The following is a 16,129-nucleotide window of genomic DNA, read 5'->3' on the forward strand; positions in this document are numbered from 1 at the left end:
CAATTAGAAAGGTAACCTTCATAATATGTCAACACCCGAACGCCCCTCTCTGCTGAAGCTGCTGACCCTTGCGACCGCGGCCGTCGAGAACGAACTGAATGCCGGCCTGCGGGCCCGGCTGTCCGGCGACCTGCGACCCGCGCACTACGCGGTCTTCCGCTACCTCGACCCGGCCGGCTCGCGAGTGGGCGAGCTGGCGCAGGCGGCGGGAATGACGCAGCAGTCGATGGGTGAACTGGTGGGGCAGCTGGAAAGCGCGGGCCTGGTACGCCGGCAGGTGGATCCGGCCGACCGGCGAGCGCGGCAGGTGGTGTGCACCCCGGCGGGCCGGGCGGCGCTGGTGCTGGCCGGGGAGCGGATCGCCGGGATCGAGCAGCGGATCACGCGTGAGGTCGGGGAGGTGGGTATGGGCGAATTGTCGAAACTGCTCACACGGGTTGTGGACGTTCTCGGCGCTACGCAGGACGGGAGTGCCGGTGCGCCATAGCGGTAGGTAGGCCGGTGCGGGGCTCGGGGTGGCGTGGGCAGTTGCCGCCGCTCGGCTCGTCGACCGGATGCCGGTGATGGCCGCCGCGCCGCTCGATGGCGTCGTCGCGCTGCCGGGGTTGCGCCGGTCGGGCGCTGTTGTGGCCGCCGGGTGCGGGGCCCTGGTCGAACGCCGGCTCTTCCGACTCCGGGACCGCGGCGGGCCGCCGATATCGCCGGCCGGCGGTGGTTGTCGCGGTGGGGTATCGGCCGGCGTCGGGATGCGTCCGCTGCGAGGCGAGGGACTGTCGGAACTGCCGGCCGGCTTTGGTAACTTGAACAGTGTTCAGGTCGCCGGTGGGTGGCCGCCGACTCCGACGTGAGGATCTTCGTGACCCCTGCTGCCGCGCCGCTCACCGCGGCGGAGATCTCGGCGCTGGACGCCCGTCACCTCTGGCACCCCTACGGCGGATTTCCGGCCACCACCGAGCCCCTGGTCGTCGCGTCCGCCTCGGGCACCAGGCTCACCCTCGCCGACGGGCGGGAGCTCGTCGACGGAATGAGCTCGTGGTGGGCCGCCGTGCACGGTTACCGGCATCCGGTCCTCGACGCGGCACTGACGGAGCAGGCGGGGCGGATGAGTCATATCATGTTCGGCGGGCTCACCCACGAACCCGCCGCCCGCCTCTGCGAACTGCTGGTACGGCACACTCCCGCCGGTCTGGACAAGGTGTTCCTCTGCGATTCCGGTTCGGTATCGATCGAGGTCGCGGTGAAGATGTGCCTGCAGTACTGGCGGTCGGTGGGTAGGCCCGGCAAACGCCGCCTGCTCACCTGGCGCGGCGGCTATCACGGCGACACCTTCACCCCGATGAGTGTCTGCGATCCCGACGGCGGCATGCACGCCCTGTGGACCGATGTACTGGCCGATCAGGTCTTCGTCTCCGCGCCGCCGCGGGAGTACCGCCCGGACTACGTGCACGAGCTCGAAACGGCCGTCGCCCGGCATGCCGCCGAACTCGCCGCCGTCGTGGTGGAACCCGTGGTGCAGGGCGCGGGCGGGATGCGCTGGCACGACCCCCGCTATCTGGCCGATCTGCGCCGGCTCTGCGACGAACACGGGGTGCTGCTGATCTTCGACGAGATCGCCACCGGATTCGGTCGCACCGGAACCCTGTTCGCGGCCGAACACGCCGGAGTGTCACCCGATGTCATGTGTGTCGGCAAGGCGCTCACCGGCGGCTACCTGACCCTCGCCGCGGCACTGTGCACCACCGAACTCGCCGAAACCGTCAGCGCCGCCCACGGCGGCCTCATGCACGGGCCGACATTCATGGGCAACCCGCTGGCCTGCGCGGTCGCGGTCGCCTCCCTGGAACTGCTGCTGTCGCGTGATTGGCAGGGTGAGGTCGCGCGGCTGGAACACGGGCTGCGGGAAGGACTGGAGCCGGCCCGGGAGCTGCCGGGCGTGACCGATGTGCGGGTACTCGGCGGGATCGGGGTCATCCAGCTCGATCACCCCGTGGATATGCGGGCGGCCACCGATGCGGCCGTCGCCGCGGGCGCCTGGATCCGGCCGTTCCGCGATCTCGTGTACGCCATGCCGCCGTTCATCAGCGATGCCACGGACCTCGAGACCGTGACCCGAGCCATGGTCGCGGCGGCCCGGGCGGGGGACCGTGCCGGATGACGGGCCCCGCACCGGGAGAGCGTTACTCGGTGCGGGACTGTCGCGCCCCGGTTTCGGCGAACGCCCGGGCATAGCGCGTTCCGGCGATCAGCAACAGGATTCCGACCATCAAGAAGGCCGCGACCCGGATCAGCCCGTCCAGCGTCGACAGGTCGAACAGGAACAGTTTCGCCAGGGCGGCGGCGGTGACCAGCAACCCGGACCCCAGCGCGACCTTCACCGTCGCCGAGGCTTCGGCACCCAGGCGGCGCAGGCCGTACAGGAGAGCCGCCAGCGCCCCGGCCATCCAGATGATGGTGGAAACGCTGTGGCCGACGACGAATCCGTTCGCGGCGCCGGCGGCGACACCCAGCGATACCGCCGCGGTGGTCACCGAGTAGAGGGCCGCCCCACTGGCGCCGGCCCACAGCAGCGTGGTCACCGATTCGTCGGTGGTCGTGCCGAAGAGCCGGTGCAGCGTCCACAATGCCACCGCGAGGACACCCAGGCCCGCGATGGCGGCGGCCGCGGTCGCGGTGCTCAGGTCCTCGATCGCCCGGCGGGATATGGCCAGCGTTTCCGGGTCGGCGACCGTGAGTAGGCCGATACCGCCGAGTACCGCGTAGCCGGTGCCGAACAGGGCGGCGACCCGGTTCCGTGCCTGCCCCGCGACGCCCAGATAGCAGGCGCCGGCGAGCAGCAGTCCCAACGGCAGAGTCGACCCCGTGGTGACACCCCAGACCGCTTCCAGCAGGGCGAAGGAGCCACCGGCGCCGGCCACGATCGCGGTATGGCCCGGGATACGGGCGATATCACGCAGCTTCGGCACCAGCGGCGTTGCGGCCACCGCCAGCAGTACCGCCGCGTACCCCGCGGACAGAATTGTGGCGGCCGGCCGATCGATCAGGGCGGGCGCAGCGAGCAGCGGTGTGGCGGCCAGCGCGCAGGACAGGCTCGCGACGAGATCGCCCGGCCGCTGCCGGGTCACCAGGATCGCGCCGCCCAGGCCGACCGCGGCCACCGCCGTCGCCGCCGCGACGACCAGCGCCCGGCGGTCGTCCGGTTGTTCGATTACGAACGCGAGGATCGTGCAGTGGGTGGCCAGTACCGCCGGAACCGTGCGCACCAGATGGAGGAACGGCCAGTCGCACCGCGTCTGCACAGGGACGCAGGCCACTTGCAGCACGATCAAGAAGGCGAGCAAGGCCAGTTCGATCGTGACGAACGGCGCGAGCACGGCCGCCCCCGCCACCACCAGCACGGCCAGCGGTTGCGACCGCCACTGCACGGCCAGTCCCACCCCGGCTGCCGCGATACCGAGGGCGGCGGCGAAACCGGGTACCGGATGCAGCCAGTCGTAGATCGTGGTCAGCGCCACGACATCGAGGTAGGCGCCCGCGAAACCGGTCGCGGCGAGGGCGATACCGCCCACCCGGCCCCCGGGCCGCCGGAACACCCGCATCCCCGCGCCCACCAGCGCGGCGGAGAAGACTGCGCCGGCGACCACCCGCGGAACCGGTCCGAAGATCCCGGCCTGCGCGGCGAGAACCAGCAGCATCACGACGCCGATCAGCGTGACCCCCACCCCGGCGACCGCGAGCAGCCGGCTGATGACGCCCTCCCGCTGCCACCACGGCGGTGAAGGGGGACGTGAACCGGGGGCACCGTCGCGGGGCGGGATCGGGCCGCGCGGTGGGGGCGCCGTGGGCGGCACCTGACCCATCGCCGTCCGGTACTGCTGCGCGGTTGTGGCGGGTCGGCCGGGCCGCGGCGCGATACCGCCCGACTGCGCCTGCGCGTTCTGCGGAGACTGGGCCGGCCCGCGCTGCGGCGGAGTTATCGGTCCGCCGTGGAGCGGCGCCGCCGGTGTGGTGGTCGGGCTCGGCGCCGGAGCACCCCATGCAGGCTGCGGGAATCCTTCGCCTGCCCGGTGTTGCGGGGCCGCGGTGGACTCGTTTGCCGACGGTGGGGTGCCGGGCCCGGCCTCTCCGGTGGGAGAAGCCGAGCCCGGCGGTTCCGGTGTGTGCACCCCGCCGCCGCGCACACCGGCTGACGGCACCACATCCGGCGGAGCGCCGGATGGTGCCGTGGTCTTCGCCGCCGCCGCCGACAGCACCTGCCGGTGCAGGGAGGCCAGGTCGCGGCCCAGCGTGTTCATCTGCCCGCCGAGCGCGGTGAATTCGCCGGCCAGCGAGTCGAACTCGCCGGACAGGCGGGCGACCAGCGCCGGGTCGATCGAAATCGTCATAGTTCGATGGTCGGGCGCACGGGTTCTCGGCGGATGAGTAGAACTACTCGCCGCCGCTCCGGGAACTACCCGTTCCCGCCGACCGGTGTGCGGGCTTCGTAGCAGCGCAACCGCTCCGGCAGCAAACCCCGGCCCTCAGTAAGGGGGAGGAGTCACTCGTCGAGGCCCTGTTCGATCACATAGCGCGTGAGCTCCACCCGGTTCGCCAGTTGAAGTTTGCGCAGGGTCGCCTGCACATGGTTCTCGACCGTGCGATGACTCAGATGCAACCGGGTGGCGATCTGCTTGGCGGACAGTCCCTTGGCCACCATGCGCAGCACCTCGGTTTCGCGTTCGGTCAGCGCGGGTTGCTCCGGGGTACCGGGATCGCTGGGCGCGGTGGCCATCCGCCGGTACTCACCCAGCACCAGTCCGGCCAGACCAGGGGTGAACACCGCTTGCCCGGCGGCTGTATCGTGAACCGCGGCAACGAGTTCGGCCGCGGAAGCGCTCTTGACGAGGTAGCCGGAGGCCCCCGCTTTCACCGCATCCAGCACATCGTCGCGTTCATCGGACGCAGAGAGCACCAGCACCCGGCTGTCCGGGGAAACCCGCAGCACATCGGCCGTCGCCTGGGCGCCGTTCCCGTCGGGGAGCTGCATATCCATCAGCACCACCCGCGGCCGCACCGCGGCGGCCCGCCGGACCGCGGCCGCGGTGTCCTCGGCGGTGGCCACCACCCGGAACCCGGCCGCCTCGAGGTCACGGGCCACACCCTCGCGCCAGATCGGATGATCGTCGACCACCATCACCGAAATCGGCGCCGCCTCGTCTGTCATGCCACCGCTCCCTTCGGGTCAGGTCGCCGCATGCGTCCGGCCGGGCCGATACTGCCGGAATCCGCCGGTGCGGAACAGGCCGGCGCCGGTATCCACGCTATTTTGCCCGTCGGGCCCCGCCGGAGAAACCGGAAGGCCGGATGCCGGCGAGAACTACACAGAACCGCGCCGCGGAGCCGCGTTGCGGTTCACGTGGAATCCCGGTCAAGGTACGCGGAACCCTCGGAAGGTCACCTGTGTGCGGGTGCGGAAACCGAGCCGCTCGTACAGGGCGATCGCACCGGTATTGGTCTCGACCACATGCAGGAACGGCCGTTCACCGCGTGCCACGATCCGCGCGACCAGCTCACCGATCACACCGGCCGCATACCCTTTACCCCGCGCCTCGGGTGCCGTGCAGACCGCGCTGACCTCGGTCCAGCCCGGTGGCCGGAGCCGTTCACCCGCCATCGCCACCAACCTGCCCTGCTCGCGGATGCCGAGGTAGGTGCCGAGTTCGTGGGTGTGCGTCCGGAACGGCCCCGGCTGGGTCCGCGCGATCAGATCGAGCATCTCCGGCACATCGTCCGCGCCCAGCTCCACCACATCGGCGCCGGGGCCGGACCATTGTTCCGGCCCGATCATCTGCCGCCCGTCGAGCGCGAAAACCGGCTCCCAGTCCGCCGGCGGCCGCGCCGGGCAACTGAACATATCCGCGATCTCACCTCGCCCCACCAGCCTGGCCAGATCCTCCCACGCCTGCTCATCCGGGTCGTTACCCATCGCGACGAACGACGCGACCTCCGGCAGATACGAACCCGCCGACCCGACCCAGCGGCTCAGCCGCGCATGTTGTCCCCGCAGCGATTCACCCACCGGATCGTCCAGTTCGACGGCGCAGTCCACGGCCGTGCTGTACCCCTCGTTGCTCACACTGCGAGTATGCCGGTCCAGCGCGGACCCCGGCCGTCCCGCGGGTCCGGCGAACCTGCTCGGCCGCAGCGAGGTGACCGAATCCGCATAGGCCTCGGCCGGCTTGTCGCCGGCGCATCAGGGGAGGTCAGCCGGGGCCGTCGGCCTTGAAGCCGTCGAAGAGCGGGCCGCCGAATTCGTTCAGCGCCCGGGTGACGATCTCCACCATCGGTTCGACGGCGCCGAGCGCAACCGACCGGACCCCACGCGCCAGCGCTCGGGAGTGATCCGTGCCGGCTTCGCGGTCGAAGGCGGCCAGCTCGCGGTGTAACCATTTGCCCCGGCCCATCCACTGGCGGTGCCCGGTGAGCAGTAGTTCAGCGGTGGCCCGCCACAGGTCGACTGCGATCAGCAGGCGTTCGTCGTCGTCGCGGGAGCCCACGAGATCATCGAGCAGATCGGTGAGCCCGTAGCGCTGGGCCCGCATTTCCTCGATGCTGGGCGGTTCCGGGCCGGCGGCCAGTAGAGCCGCGCACTTTTCCTGCAGATACGCACCGCTCCCGTCGTTGTCGAGCAGAATCAGCGTCTGTCCGATCAGCCGCAAGGTCGTCGGCTTCCTGGCCTTGCGCTCGGTGGTGAGGAAATGCCCCATCGACGCCTCGGTGTGCACGAAAAGCTCTACGGGCCACCGCTGATACTGCAGCGATTCGCGGTAGGGCGCGGGCGGGCCCGCGAGCAGCACGGTGATATCCAGATCGGAGGTCGCCGTGGCAGTCCCGAGCACAGTGCTGCCACCCAGCCACGCCGCCCGCGCCCGAGGAAACCGCTCGTGCACAAGTTCTCTGGCGGTTTCGAATCCGTCGATGCTCATACCCCAGATTCCCACCGGTAGTCAGCAAAACGGTAGCGGAAACCGTGCCCCCGCCCGCTGACAGTCGTGCGGCCCCGCGCCACGGTGGGGGTGTGGTGGTCAAGGACGGGGTAGGACCTCGGGTCGGGCCAGGCTCATGATGGTTTCGGCAATGCCGAACTCACTGCGGCCGAAAACTGCACCGAAGAAAGCGCGCATGTAGTCGCGCTGCAGGTCGATCGACCGGTGCGGGTCGATACTGCCCACGGCCCGTGCCGCGGTATCGCCGGACAGGAGCCCGGCGCCGACGAGTTGCGGCAAGATGGCCTGCTGGTCGGAGAGTCCAGCGGGACCTCACTGCGGATTTCGCGGCCGTCGGGAAAGTGGACCGAGAACGCCTCGTAGGTGTGGTCGACAGCCACCACCACGTATCCGTGGCTCGCGAGATCCTCGGCTTGGGCGGTGCTCCAACCGGTGGTGTCGGTCATTCCCGGAGAATTCAACAGGATCGGAAAGCGGCCGCGATCGTCCACCGCCGGCGCGTCCAGGTGACTGTGGCTCGGTGCGAGAGTCCAGCTTCCTTCGGGGACACCGAGTCCGGCGAGGTAGCTGTCCTGCGCCTGCCGGCCGCCGGGCGGCATCCACGGCGCCGGGGGCGACTCCCGATCCACAGTTGCGGGATACCAGACCTGAACCATGAGCTCCCGCCGCTGCTCCGGATGCCACGGATCAGCGCGGCCGGAATCGACCAGGTGCCTATTGGTGACTCCGACCGAATACGGTCCGGTGGGCGCCGGAAGCGTCAGCGCCACTGCCGCATTCGGCCCTGCCGGATCGGTATTCGAAGCACCGGTGCTGCCGGTGGCGACAGCCAGGACCGAAGCCAGTACGAGCCCTGCCATCACGGCACGGCGCGCATACAACCGAAACTGCCCTTATGCGGCGACCGGATTCACCGTGCTGCACCGGATTGGGCTGCGAGGCAGAGCCGGGGGCGCGGATTCCTGAACGAGGCAAGTCCGGAACTGGGCTCGGACCTGAGTAGTACGAAGTAGATGCGTAGTTATTGAAACGCATATAAAGGGTTGACTGGCATTTTTGCGAAGCTGTAGCTTATGAATATGGCGGATGAGAGCGAGGGCGGTGCTGATGATCTGCTGTTGGCGGAGTCGGTGCGGTGGGCGGTATCGCGTCTGTCCTCCCGGCTCCGGGCCGAACAACCGGGGAGTGGCAGACCGTTGACGCGTCTGGCGGCGTCGGTGCTGGCAAACCTTGCGCACAGTGGTCCGCTCACGGCGTCGAAGCTTGCCGGGATCGAAGGGCTGCAGGTTCAGTCGCTGACCCGGGTGTTGAACGAGCTGGACGAGCTCGGGAGGATTCGCCGCTCCCGCAGTGCCTCCGATGCTCGGCAGCAGGACATCGTCATCACCGAAGCCGGGCGTAACGCGCTGCTCGAGCATGTACGTGACGGCAATGCGTGGCTGGCGGCCGCGATACGACACTCGCTCACCGATGCCGAACGCGGTGTTCTCGAGATCGCCGCCGGACTACTGCGCACGGTCGCCGAATCGCCGGTCGCCACAGCTGACGCGGAGCCGGCGCGGTCACGCGACGATGGTGCGGCACCGGCGTTGTGATCACCGAACGCGCCGACCGCAGCGTTCCGCGGGGCCGGGTGGCGAATCGGGGCCGTCTGCTGGTGGTGCTGGCCGGGCTCAGCGGCGCGGCGCCGTTGGCGACGGATATGTATGTGCCTGCGCTACCGGAGCTTGCCCGCTCGCTGGGCACCGACACCTCCGGCGCTCAAGTGTCGCTGACCGGTTTCCTGGTAGGGATGATCGTCGGCCAGTTGATACTCGGCCCGATCAGTGACGCACAGGGCAGGCGTCCTGTCCTGCTGGTGGGGGCGCTCGGATTCGCTGTGCTGTCGGTGGTGTGCGCGCTGGCGCCGACCGTGGTGATTCTGGATATGGCGCGTTTCGGCCAAGGTGTGGCCGGTGGGGCGGGAATCGTGGTGGCCCGTGCGGTGGTCACCGATATGTTCGACGATCACCACATCGCGGGTGTGTACGCGCGGTTGGGGGCGATCACCGCCGCCGCCCCGGTGCTGGCGCCGATGGCGGGCGGTGCGCTGCTGTTGGTGCTGCCCTGGCGTGGCGTGTTTCTCGTGCTCGCCGCTGCCGGGCTGGTGCTGGCGCTGGGGGTAGCGCGATGGATTCCGGAGTCGCTCCCGGCGCAGGCCCGGCGGCCGGGCGGCATCGCGGCCGGGCTGCGTTCGATCGGCGTGCTGGTCACCCGCGGAGCCGTGCTACCGCCGGTGCTGGCACTGTCGTTCGGTGGCGCAGCAGTGTTCGCCTATATCGCCGGTACGACCTTCGTGTTCCAGGAGATCTACCACCTCACCCCGGCGGCGGCGAGCCTGGTGTACGGCGTCAACGCGATCGGGAACATGCTCGGCAGTCTCGCCTACGGCCGGCTCGTCCGACGCCGGTCACCGGAGATGCTGCTGTGCGCGAGCGCTGCCACAGCGTTGACCGGGCCGGTGCTGCTTGTGTCGGTATCGGCCACCGTGGGTAGCCCGATGGTGCTGACGTGGACGTGCCTGCTGGTATCGCTCACCGCGTTCGGTGTGTTCTTCCCCGCGGTGGTGACGATCGCCCAACAGCGTGGACGCAGCGCGCCAGGGGCCACCTCGGCGCTACTCGGCGGCGGGCAGTTCTTGTTCGGCGCCGCCGCCTCGCCGGTCGTCGGGCTGTTCGGTGCCCGCAGCCCGGCGCCTATGGCCGCGGTGATGGCGGTGGCCATGGCGGCCGCTGTTCTCGCCGCCATAGTCACTGCGCGCGTGGTGTCACGACCCTGACGGGCGCCCGCCGCCGTCGGAACAGGGCCACCGCTGCGCCGGAGCGATCGCCGCCAACCCGACGGGCGATCGCTCCGGGCGCACAGGATCGGCGATCGGTGGGGTCACCGATCGCCGATCGTGCTTATGGGTTTGTCATCGTGCGAAAGAGTTGCGCAGGTCGGTGACGGTGGCGCGGCGCTCGTAGGCGATCCAGGCGAAGATCGCGGCGAGGACCAGGGGGAAGATCGCCATCGCGGGCTTGCCGGCGATGAAGGCCTGGGTTCCGGCGGCGAGCACGGTGAGAACGGACAGGCCCGCGGCGGCGAGGGCGGACAGCCGCGGCACCATCAGGCCGATACCGCCCGCGACCTCGACGACTCCGATGAAGATCAGCAGTGCGAGGGGAAAGGTCAGATTGTTGACGGCGTTCTCGGTCAGGGTATTCGGCATCACGAGCTTCGGCCCGCCGGAGGCGATGATGAAGAACAGGCCGAGCACGATCTGCAGGGTCCACAGGACGCGGTTGCGGATCGTGCCGGGCTGGACGGCGACAACGGTGGCGGTGGAGTTGGCGATGGTCATATCCGGTCCTTCTGGTCGGTCGCGCCGGGTTGGTAGCGCGTTCAACCGATAGGACGGGGTATCGCCGGTGGAGTAATCGCTGTCCGCGAAGTTTTCTCACCGAACCCGCTTCGCGTGCGCGCGGGCTATGTCGAGCTGCCCGGCGTGCCGAGCTGCCGGAGGATCTCGCCGGCGTGTGTCCACAGCAGGGCGGCGCCGCTGTCGGGTAGGTAGTGCCTCGTGGCGTTCGGGATCCGGGTGGCGAGGGTGGCGCCGTGGTCGGGGGAATGGGTCGGGTTGTGGTCTCGCCCTCCGTACCAGAGATGGACGCGGGCGGTGAGCTCCTCTACCCGGAACGGCCAGCGCGCGAAATGCAGGACAGTATCGCGTGCGTAACCGGCCGGACCTTGCGCGAATCCGGAATCCAGCGCGCGCCGGAACGCCGCCGCGAATTCCGGTTGCAGGTATATCTCCCGATCGGCCTCGGAGCTGCCTTCGACGCTCAACCGCCACAGTGCCTCGGCGCTCCCGAAGCGGGCGAAATCGCGTTCGGCGCCGGCCGGATCGGCAGCCACCAGATCGACCAGCCGCCGAACCTCGTCCGGCAGGATCGTTCCGGGTCGAGCGAGCTCATCGCCGCCGGACACGATCGCCACCGCGGAAGTGATCCCGCGCGCAGCCAGGGCGAGCGCGAACGGGGCTCCCTGTGAGAAACCGACGACCGCGGGATCGGCGAAGCCGAGTTGACCGATATCGTCGGCCCAATCCAGCAATGTGCGTCCCGGCATTCCGGTGGATTCCCCCAGCCCGGGCCGCTCTACCGAGATCAGCCGGAGTCCCAGCTCGGCGGCCGCGCCGAACCCGAACCCGAACCGACGTCCCCATCCGGCGCCCGGGCAGAACAACACCGGCCGGCCGTCCATCGGGCCCCATTCCGCCCACGCCAACCGGCGCCCATCGCGCAGCCCTGTTATCCCTACCCGCGCGGGATCTTCCACGTGCACCTCGTCCATGGAGGTCATGATGGCCATGCGCCGGTGGTCGATACAAACGATTTCGCGGCTGCCGGCGAGCATCGTTGTTCCGCAGTGGGATATATCGTTGGCTGACCCAACAAAAGTGTTATGTTGGTGTAGCCAATGTTGGTTACACCAATAAGTTGGTGTCGAGTCCACTGGAGCAAGACCCGTGATCGAACCGTTCCGCATCGAAATCCCCCAAGCCGATCTCGACGATCTGGCAGACCGGCTCGCCCGCACCCGGTGGCCCAACGAGGTCGCCGGCGCCGGATGGGATTACGGTTTCCCGCTGACGCGGCTGAAAGAACTCGCCGAGTACTGGCGCACCGGCTACGACTGGCGTGCGCACGAAGCAGAGCTCAACGAACTACCGCATTTCACCACCGAAATCGATGGGCAGAACATTCATTTCGTCCATATCCGGTCCGCGCAACCGGAGGCGCTCGCGCTGATTCTCACCCACGGGTGGCCGGGGTCGTTCCTGGAATTCCTCGATGTGATCGAACCGCTGTCCCGCGACTTCCACCTGGTGATCCCGTCGATTCCGGGGTACGGCTTCTCCGGGCCGACGCGGGAGCGCGGATGGGATATCGGCCGGGTCGCCCGCGCCTGGGCCGAGCTGATGCGCCGGCTCGGGTACGAGCGATACGGGGCGCAGGGCGGCGATTTCGGGTCGGGTATCTCGACGGCGCTCGGGGCGGTAGCGCCCGGGAATGTGGTCGGTGTGCACGTCAACTACCTGCCGACCCGGCCCGACCCGGAGGCCGGTCTCGCACTGTCCGAATCCGACGAGGCCCGGCTCGGCAAGGTCCGGCAGTTGATGGCGAATCGGCCGCCGTATCAGGCGCTTCAGGCCCTCACTCCGCAGACCATCGGCTACGCACTGACCGACTCGCCGGTCGGCCAGCTCGCCTGGATCGCGGAACGTTTCGCCCACTGGACCGACCGCCGGACGCCGATCGGCGACGATCGGATGCTCACGGATATCTCGCTGTACTGGCTGACCGGCACCGCGGCATCCTCGGCGCGGCTGCACCGGGAGTCGTCGCGGGGGCACGCGCGCTGCCCGGTGCCGGTGGGCGTGGCGGTTTTCGCGTACGACATCACGCAATCCGTGCGGCCGCTGGCGGAACGGATCTACGACATCCGGCACTGGTCGGAATTCGATCGCGGCGGTCACTTCGCGGCGATGGAGGTGCCGGAGCTGCTTGCCGCCGATATCCGGGATTTCTTCCTGACACTCGCCGGCGAGGACGCCTGAGCCGGTTCCTCCTCGGGTATCAGGCGTACGGAATGTGGAATTCCCATTCCGTACCCTCGCCGACGATATCCGCGGTGAGTAGTTCGGCGGTACCGCCGAGGGCCGCGATCCGACCGGTTATCGAGCGCGACACCCCCATCCGGCCCTCGTTCTCTGCTTCGGCGAGGCGGCCGGGTGGGATACCGATACCGTCGTCGCGGACGCTGACGACCAGTTCGGTACCTGTGTCCTCCAGAAGGACATAGGCGCGTGCGTCGGTTCCTGCGTGTCGCTCGACGTTGGTCAGGGCGGCGGTGACCGCGGCGGTGATTTCCTGGGCCGTCCAGCGGCCGACGCGTACCGGTTCGCCCGGAGTGGAAACCACCACCCTGGGTGTGGCGTGCGCGATCAGTTGGGGACGTAGGTCGACGGTGGTGTCGCCGTTATCCGGCTGCGCGGCCTGTTCGGAGACGAGCCGCCGCAACGCGACCTCCTGTTCGGCGGCCCGGTCCGCCAGTTCCAGTGCCGGGCCACCTATTTCACTGCCGCGCCGGCTGATATAGGAGAGGATCTGCAGGACGCCGTCGTGCACCTGGCGGGCCAGTCGTTCCCGCTCCTCGGCGGCGGCGGTGAGCCGTACCGCGCGTTGTAACTGTTCCTGGGCGCGGCGGGCGGTATTGGCGGCCAGACCCAGCGCCAGGCCCACCGATACCAGAACGGGCGCCGTCGCATCGGCCCATACATCCTCGCCCCACTGCTGCCGCATGGTGATGATCGTGGCCGCGATGAGCAGGCCCGACGCGACCCCGGCGAGCGGGCCGCGCAGAATGGCGGCGGAGATGACCGCGTTCGCCGACCACATGGTGGTGGGCAGCGGCTGGTGTCCGTGATACCAGTCGTAATCGGCGACCAGGGGAGTGGCCGCGACCAATCCGAGCACCACGATATGGTCGCCCAGGACCACCAGCGTGCGCGTGCGTGCGGTACCGAAAGTGCGCGGGCTGGTCAGCAGCAAGGCGGAGAGGCCGGACCAGATCACCATGAGTGCGATGAAGAACCAGCTCAGTAGTTGATTCTGGTAGTACTGCACCGACGCGATCTGCTGTCCCACCGCGTACAGCAGCGTGACCAGACGGAATGCCTGGACCGCACGCCACAGCGGTGCGGTCGCGGCGTCGGCGGGGTCGGGTGCCCGGTACGGCGACACCCGCGGGGACCTGGTCGTGGCCATACCGCACTCTAAGCAGTGATCGTGATCTGCTCCGCCCGAAACCCGTGATCGTCTCCGGGAAGCCCCAGGTACCGCTGCGCCCATGTCCGGGTGAACCAGCCGGGCGCCGCCGCCCGGAACTGCTGCGGCGACCACGAGCCCGCCCCGGAGGGGATGGCGCCGACGAGTTCGGTGCCGGTCACTCGCGGCAGGTCGATGCGATTGGTCCGAGCTGCCAGATCCGGGTGTTGCGGCCAGGAACCCACCACCAGGCCGGCGCACGGCACCCCGGCCTGAGCGAGCGCGCGGGTGGTGAGTTCGCTGTGGTTGAGCGTGCCCAGGCCCGGCGCGGTCACCACCAGTACCGGGGCTGCGAGCTCGCGGGCGAGGTCGAGGAGGGTGAACTCACCGAGGCGCACCAGCAGGCCGCCGGCGCCTTCGACCAGTGTCAGGTCGGCGGAATCGAGAGCGGCTATGGCGGAGGCGGTTTCGGTGAGGGTGAGCAGTGCGGCACCGCACCGGCGGGCGGCGGTATCGGGGGCGAGCGGGTCGGGGTAGCGGGCCGGTTCGAGTGTCCGGGTCACTCCGGAGAGCGCGGTGATCGTGGCGAGGTCGCCGGGTTCGGTGGCCGCGATACCGGTTTGGGCGGGTTTGCAGACCGCGACCGTGCGGCCGGCGGTGTGGGCGGTGGCCGCGAGGGCGGCGGTGGTGACGGTTTTGCCGACCTCGGTGGAGGTGCCGGTGACGAACAGCAAGGTCATGCGGGCACCGCCGTGCTGTTGCGTGCGTGCGCCAGCACTGGGATCAGGACCTCCGCGAGGGTGCTCAGATCGGCGGCGGTCAGATCCGCGCGGGCGGTGAGGCGCAGCCGGGAGGTGCCCTCGGGAACCGAGGGTGGGCGGAAACATCCGACTTCTACACCTTGCTCGCGGCAGGTGCGGGCAGCGTCATGGGCGATCTGCGGGTCGCCGAGGACGATCGGGACGACTGCCGAATCCGGTGCCGCCACCCCGGCGATCCGGGCGATATCGGCGGCGCGATCCAGTACCCGGGGTCCCAGCCCGGGGTCGCGGCGCAGAATCCGCAGGGCCGCGCGGGCGGCGCCGACGGCGGCAGGGGCCAGCCCGGTATCGAAGATCATGGTGCGGGCGGTGTCGATGAGATGTGCGCGCACCCGTTCATCGCCCAGGACAGCACCGCCCTGGGCGGCGAGGGCCTTGGACAGGGTCACGGTGACGATCACATCGGGTTCCCCCGCCAGCCCGGTCTCCTGGACGAGGCCCCGCCCGCCACCGCCGCGTACACCGAGCCCGTGCGCTTCATCGACGAGCAGGAGTGCGTTGTGTTCGCGGGTCACGCGGTGCAGTTCGGCCAGGGGCGCCAGATCGCCGTCGGCACTGAACACCGAATCGGTGAGTACGAGGGCGCGCTCCTCGATGCGGCCGGCCAGCAGCCGGGCGACGGCGGCGGTGTCGCGGTGCGGTGCGATCGCGACCCGGGCCCGGGAGAGCCGGCAGGCATCCACGAGAGAAGCGTGACATCCGGCGTCGGAGACGATCAGTGAACCCCGGCCGGCCAGCGCGGTCACGGCGCCGAGGTTGGCGGCGTAACCGGAGGAGAAGACCAGCCCGGCCGGGAATCCGGTGAATTCGGCCAGTTCGGTTTCCAGGAGTTCATGGTCGGTGGTCGTTCCGGTGACCAGCCGTGACCCGGTCGACCCGGCGCCCCAGCGGCGTACCGCCTCGATGGCTGCGGCGCGGACTTCCGGGTGCCGGGTGAGGCCCAGGTAATCGTTGGAGGCGAGGTCCAGTGCCGGTGAGCCCGCGGTGCGGGGGCGTAGGTGCCGTCGTAATCCGGCGGTCACGCGGGCCGCCGCGTGGTCGTCGAGCCAGGCCAGTGGGTCCGAGGTCACGCCAGGCACCCTACTTGAACACCGTTCAAGATTGCTAGGGGTCCCCTCGCCGTCGGCTCGCCGGGCTGGTTCGGGTCAGCGAATCTCCGCGCCCAGCCGGTGTCGGATGCCGGCGGTGAACAGTTGGAGGCCGAAGTCGAATCGGGCCGTCGGGTCGGGGCCCTCCGCGGGTTCGGGGGAGTCGGAGATGGGCAAGGCCCCGGCCGAATCCATCTGCATCCGGGACTGTTCGTCGACGGTGTGGCCGAGCACGTAGTAGAGCAGCGTGTAGGCGGCGAGTTCGGCCTGTTCGCGGGGCATGCCGGCGCGGGGGGGCCCCCCGGCCCGCCGGTAACCGCCCCAAGAGGGGGGGGGGCCGGCGGGGGTGTGGGGGGGGGCCACAAACGCCCGCGCCCCCTACGGGT

General features: G+C 69.7%; 15 protein-coding genes and 1 pseudogene. 5 read left to right on the forward strand and 11 right to left on the reverse strand.

The features are described from left to right. Nucleotides 1-25: 25 nt before the first annotated feature. Entirely contained in the window at nt 26-487 is a 462-nt protein-coding gene (locus QH196_RS09495; protein WP_280415394.1) for a MarR family winged helix-turn-helix transcriptional regulator, read from the forward strand. Nucleotides 488-856: 369 nt separating this feature from the next. Next, the gene (locus QH196_RS09500) at nt 857-2,155 is read left to right on the forward strand and encodes an adenosylmethionine--8-amino-7-oxononanoate transaminase (protein ID WP_280415395.1); all 1,299 of its coding nucleotides are present in this window, start codon (nt 857-859) and stop codon (nt 2,153-2,155) included. 22 nt (nt 2,156-2,177) lie between these two features. On the opposite strand, the gene QH196_RS09505 is transcribed toward QH196_RS09500, so the two are convergent. The 5 genes from QH196_RS09505 to QH196_RS09525 all read right to left on the reverse strand — a co-directional run bounded on the left by QH196_RS09505 (nt 2,178) and on the right by QH196_RS09525 (nt 7,843). Further along, a complete protein-coding gene (locus QH196_RS09505) occupies nt 2,178-4,382 on the reverse strand; it encodes a DUF2339 domain-containing protein (RefSeq protein WP_280415396.1) in 2,205 nt (734 codons plus the stop codon). Between the two features lie 152 nt (nt 4,383-4,534). Then, complete coding sequence (locus QH196_RS09510) at nt 4,535-5,200, reverse strand: response regulator transcription factor (RefSeq protein ID WP_280415397.1); 666 nt, start codon at nt 5,198-5,200, stop codon at nt 4,535-4,537. A gap of 204 nt (nt 5,201-5,404) precedes the next feature. Next, nucleotides 5,405-6,112 (reverse strand): GNAT family N-acetyltransferase, encoded by a 708-nt coding sequence (locus QH196_RS09515; protein WP_280415398.1) that lies wholly within the window; start codon nt 6,110-6,112, stop codon nt 5,405-5,407. A gap of 127 nt (nt 6,113-6,239) precedes the next feature. Further along, nucleotides 6,240-6,962 carry a nucleotidyltransferase domain-containing protein gene (locus tag QH196_RS09520; protein ID WP_280415399.1) on the reverse strand — a complete coding sequence of 241 codons (723 nt, stop codon included), beginning with the start codon at nt 6,960-6,962 and terminating at the stop codon, nt 6,240-6,242. A 134-nt stretch (nt 6,963-7,096) separates the two neighbouring features. Then, nucleotides 7,097-7,843 carry a hypothetical protein gene (locus QH196_RS09525; protein WP_280415400.1) on the reverse strand — a complete coding sequence of 249 codons (747 nt, stop codon included), beginning with the start codon at nt 7,841-7,843 and terminating at the stop codon, nt 7,097-7,099. A gap of 219 nt (nt 7,844-8,062) precedes the next feature. Between QH196_RS09525 and QH196_RS09530 the strand changes: the two genes are divergently transcribed. Both QH196_RS09530 and QH196_RS09535 read left to right on the forward strand, forming a co-directional pair. Continuing rightward, nucleotides 8,063-8,578, forward strand: coding sequence for a MarR family winged helix-turn-helix transcriptional regulator (locus QH196_RS09530; protein WP_280415401.1), 516 nt, complete (start codon nt 8,063-8,065; stop codon nt 8,576-8,578). Then, the gene (locus QH196_RS09535) at nt 8,575-9,801 is read left to right on the forward strand and encodes a multidrug effflux MFS transporter (RefSeq protein WP_280415402.1); all 1,227 of its coding nucleotides are present in this window, start codon (nt 8,575-8,577) and stop codon (nt 9,799-9,801) included. Before QH196_RS09530 ends, QH196_RS09535 begins: the two co-directional genes overlap by 4 nt. A gap of 135 nt (nt 9,802-9,936) precedes the next feature. Here the strand turns inward: QH196_RS09535 and QH196_RS09540 are convergent, their stop codons facing one another. Both QH196_RS09540 and QH196_RS09545 read right to left on the reverse strand, forming a co-directional pair. Next, a complete protein-coding gene (locus QH196_RS09540; protein WP_280415403.1) occupies nt 9,937-10,365 on the reverse strand; it encodes a DoxX family protein in 429 nt (142 codons plus the stop codon). Between the two features lie 125 nt (nt 10,366-10,490). Beyond that, nucleotides 10,491-11,420, reverse strand: coding sequence for an alpha/beta fold hydrolase (locus tag QH196_RS09545; protein ID WP_280415404.1), 930 nt, complete (start codon nt 11,418-11,420; stop codon nt 10,491-10,493). 112 nt (nt 11,421-11,532) lie between these two features. Between QH196_RS09545 and QH196_RS09550 the strand changes: the two genes are divergently transcribed. Next, nucleotides 11,533-12,624: an epoxide hydrolase family protein gene (locus QH196_RS09550; RefSeq protein ID WP_280415405.1), complete on the forward strand. Its 1,092-nt coding sequence runs from the start codon at nt 11,533-11,535 to the stop codon at nt 12,622-12,624. Nucleotides 12,625-12,643: 19 nt separating this feature from the next. Here the strand turns inward: QH196_RS09550 and macS are convergent, their stop codons facing one another. The 4 genes and pseudogenes from macS to QH196_RS09570 form a co-directional block, all read right to left on the reverse strand. After that, nucleotides 12,644-13,834: a MacS family sensor histidine kinase gene (gene macS / locus QH196_RS09555; protein ID WP_280415406.1), complete on the reverse strand. Its 1,191-nt coding sequence runs from the start codon at nt 13,832-13,834 to the stop codon at nt 12,644-12,646. A gap of 8 nt (nt 13,835-13,842) precedes the next feature. Further along, nucleotides 13,843-14,574, reverse strand: a complete 732-nt coding sequence (gene bioD / locus QH196_RS09560) for a dethiobiotin synthase (protein WP_280415407.1) — start codon at nt 14,572-14,574, stop codon at nt 13,843-13,845. Then, a complete protein-coding gene (locus QH196_RS09565; protein WP_432279462.1) occupies nt 14,571-15,734 on the reverse strand; it encodes an 8-amino-7-oxononanoate synthase in 1,164 nt (387 codons plus the stop codon). Before QH196_RS09565 ends, bioD begins: the two co-directional genes overlap by 4 nt. 66 nt (nt 15,735-15,800) lie before the next feature. Further along, nucleotides 15,801-16,034 (reverse strand): annotated as a pseudogene (locus tag QH196_RS09570) (TetR/AcrR family transcriptional regulator); the annotation flags it as partial. Nucleotides 16,035-16,129: the final 95 nt, after the last annotated feature.

It is taken from the genome of Nocardia carnea, assembly GCF_029868325.1.
In the GTDB taxonomy this organism is placed as follows: Bacteria; Actinomycetota; Actinomycetes; order Mycobacteriales; family Mycobacteriaceae; genus Nocardia; species Nocardia carnea_C.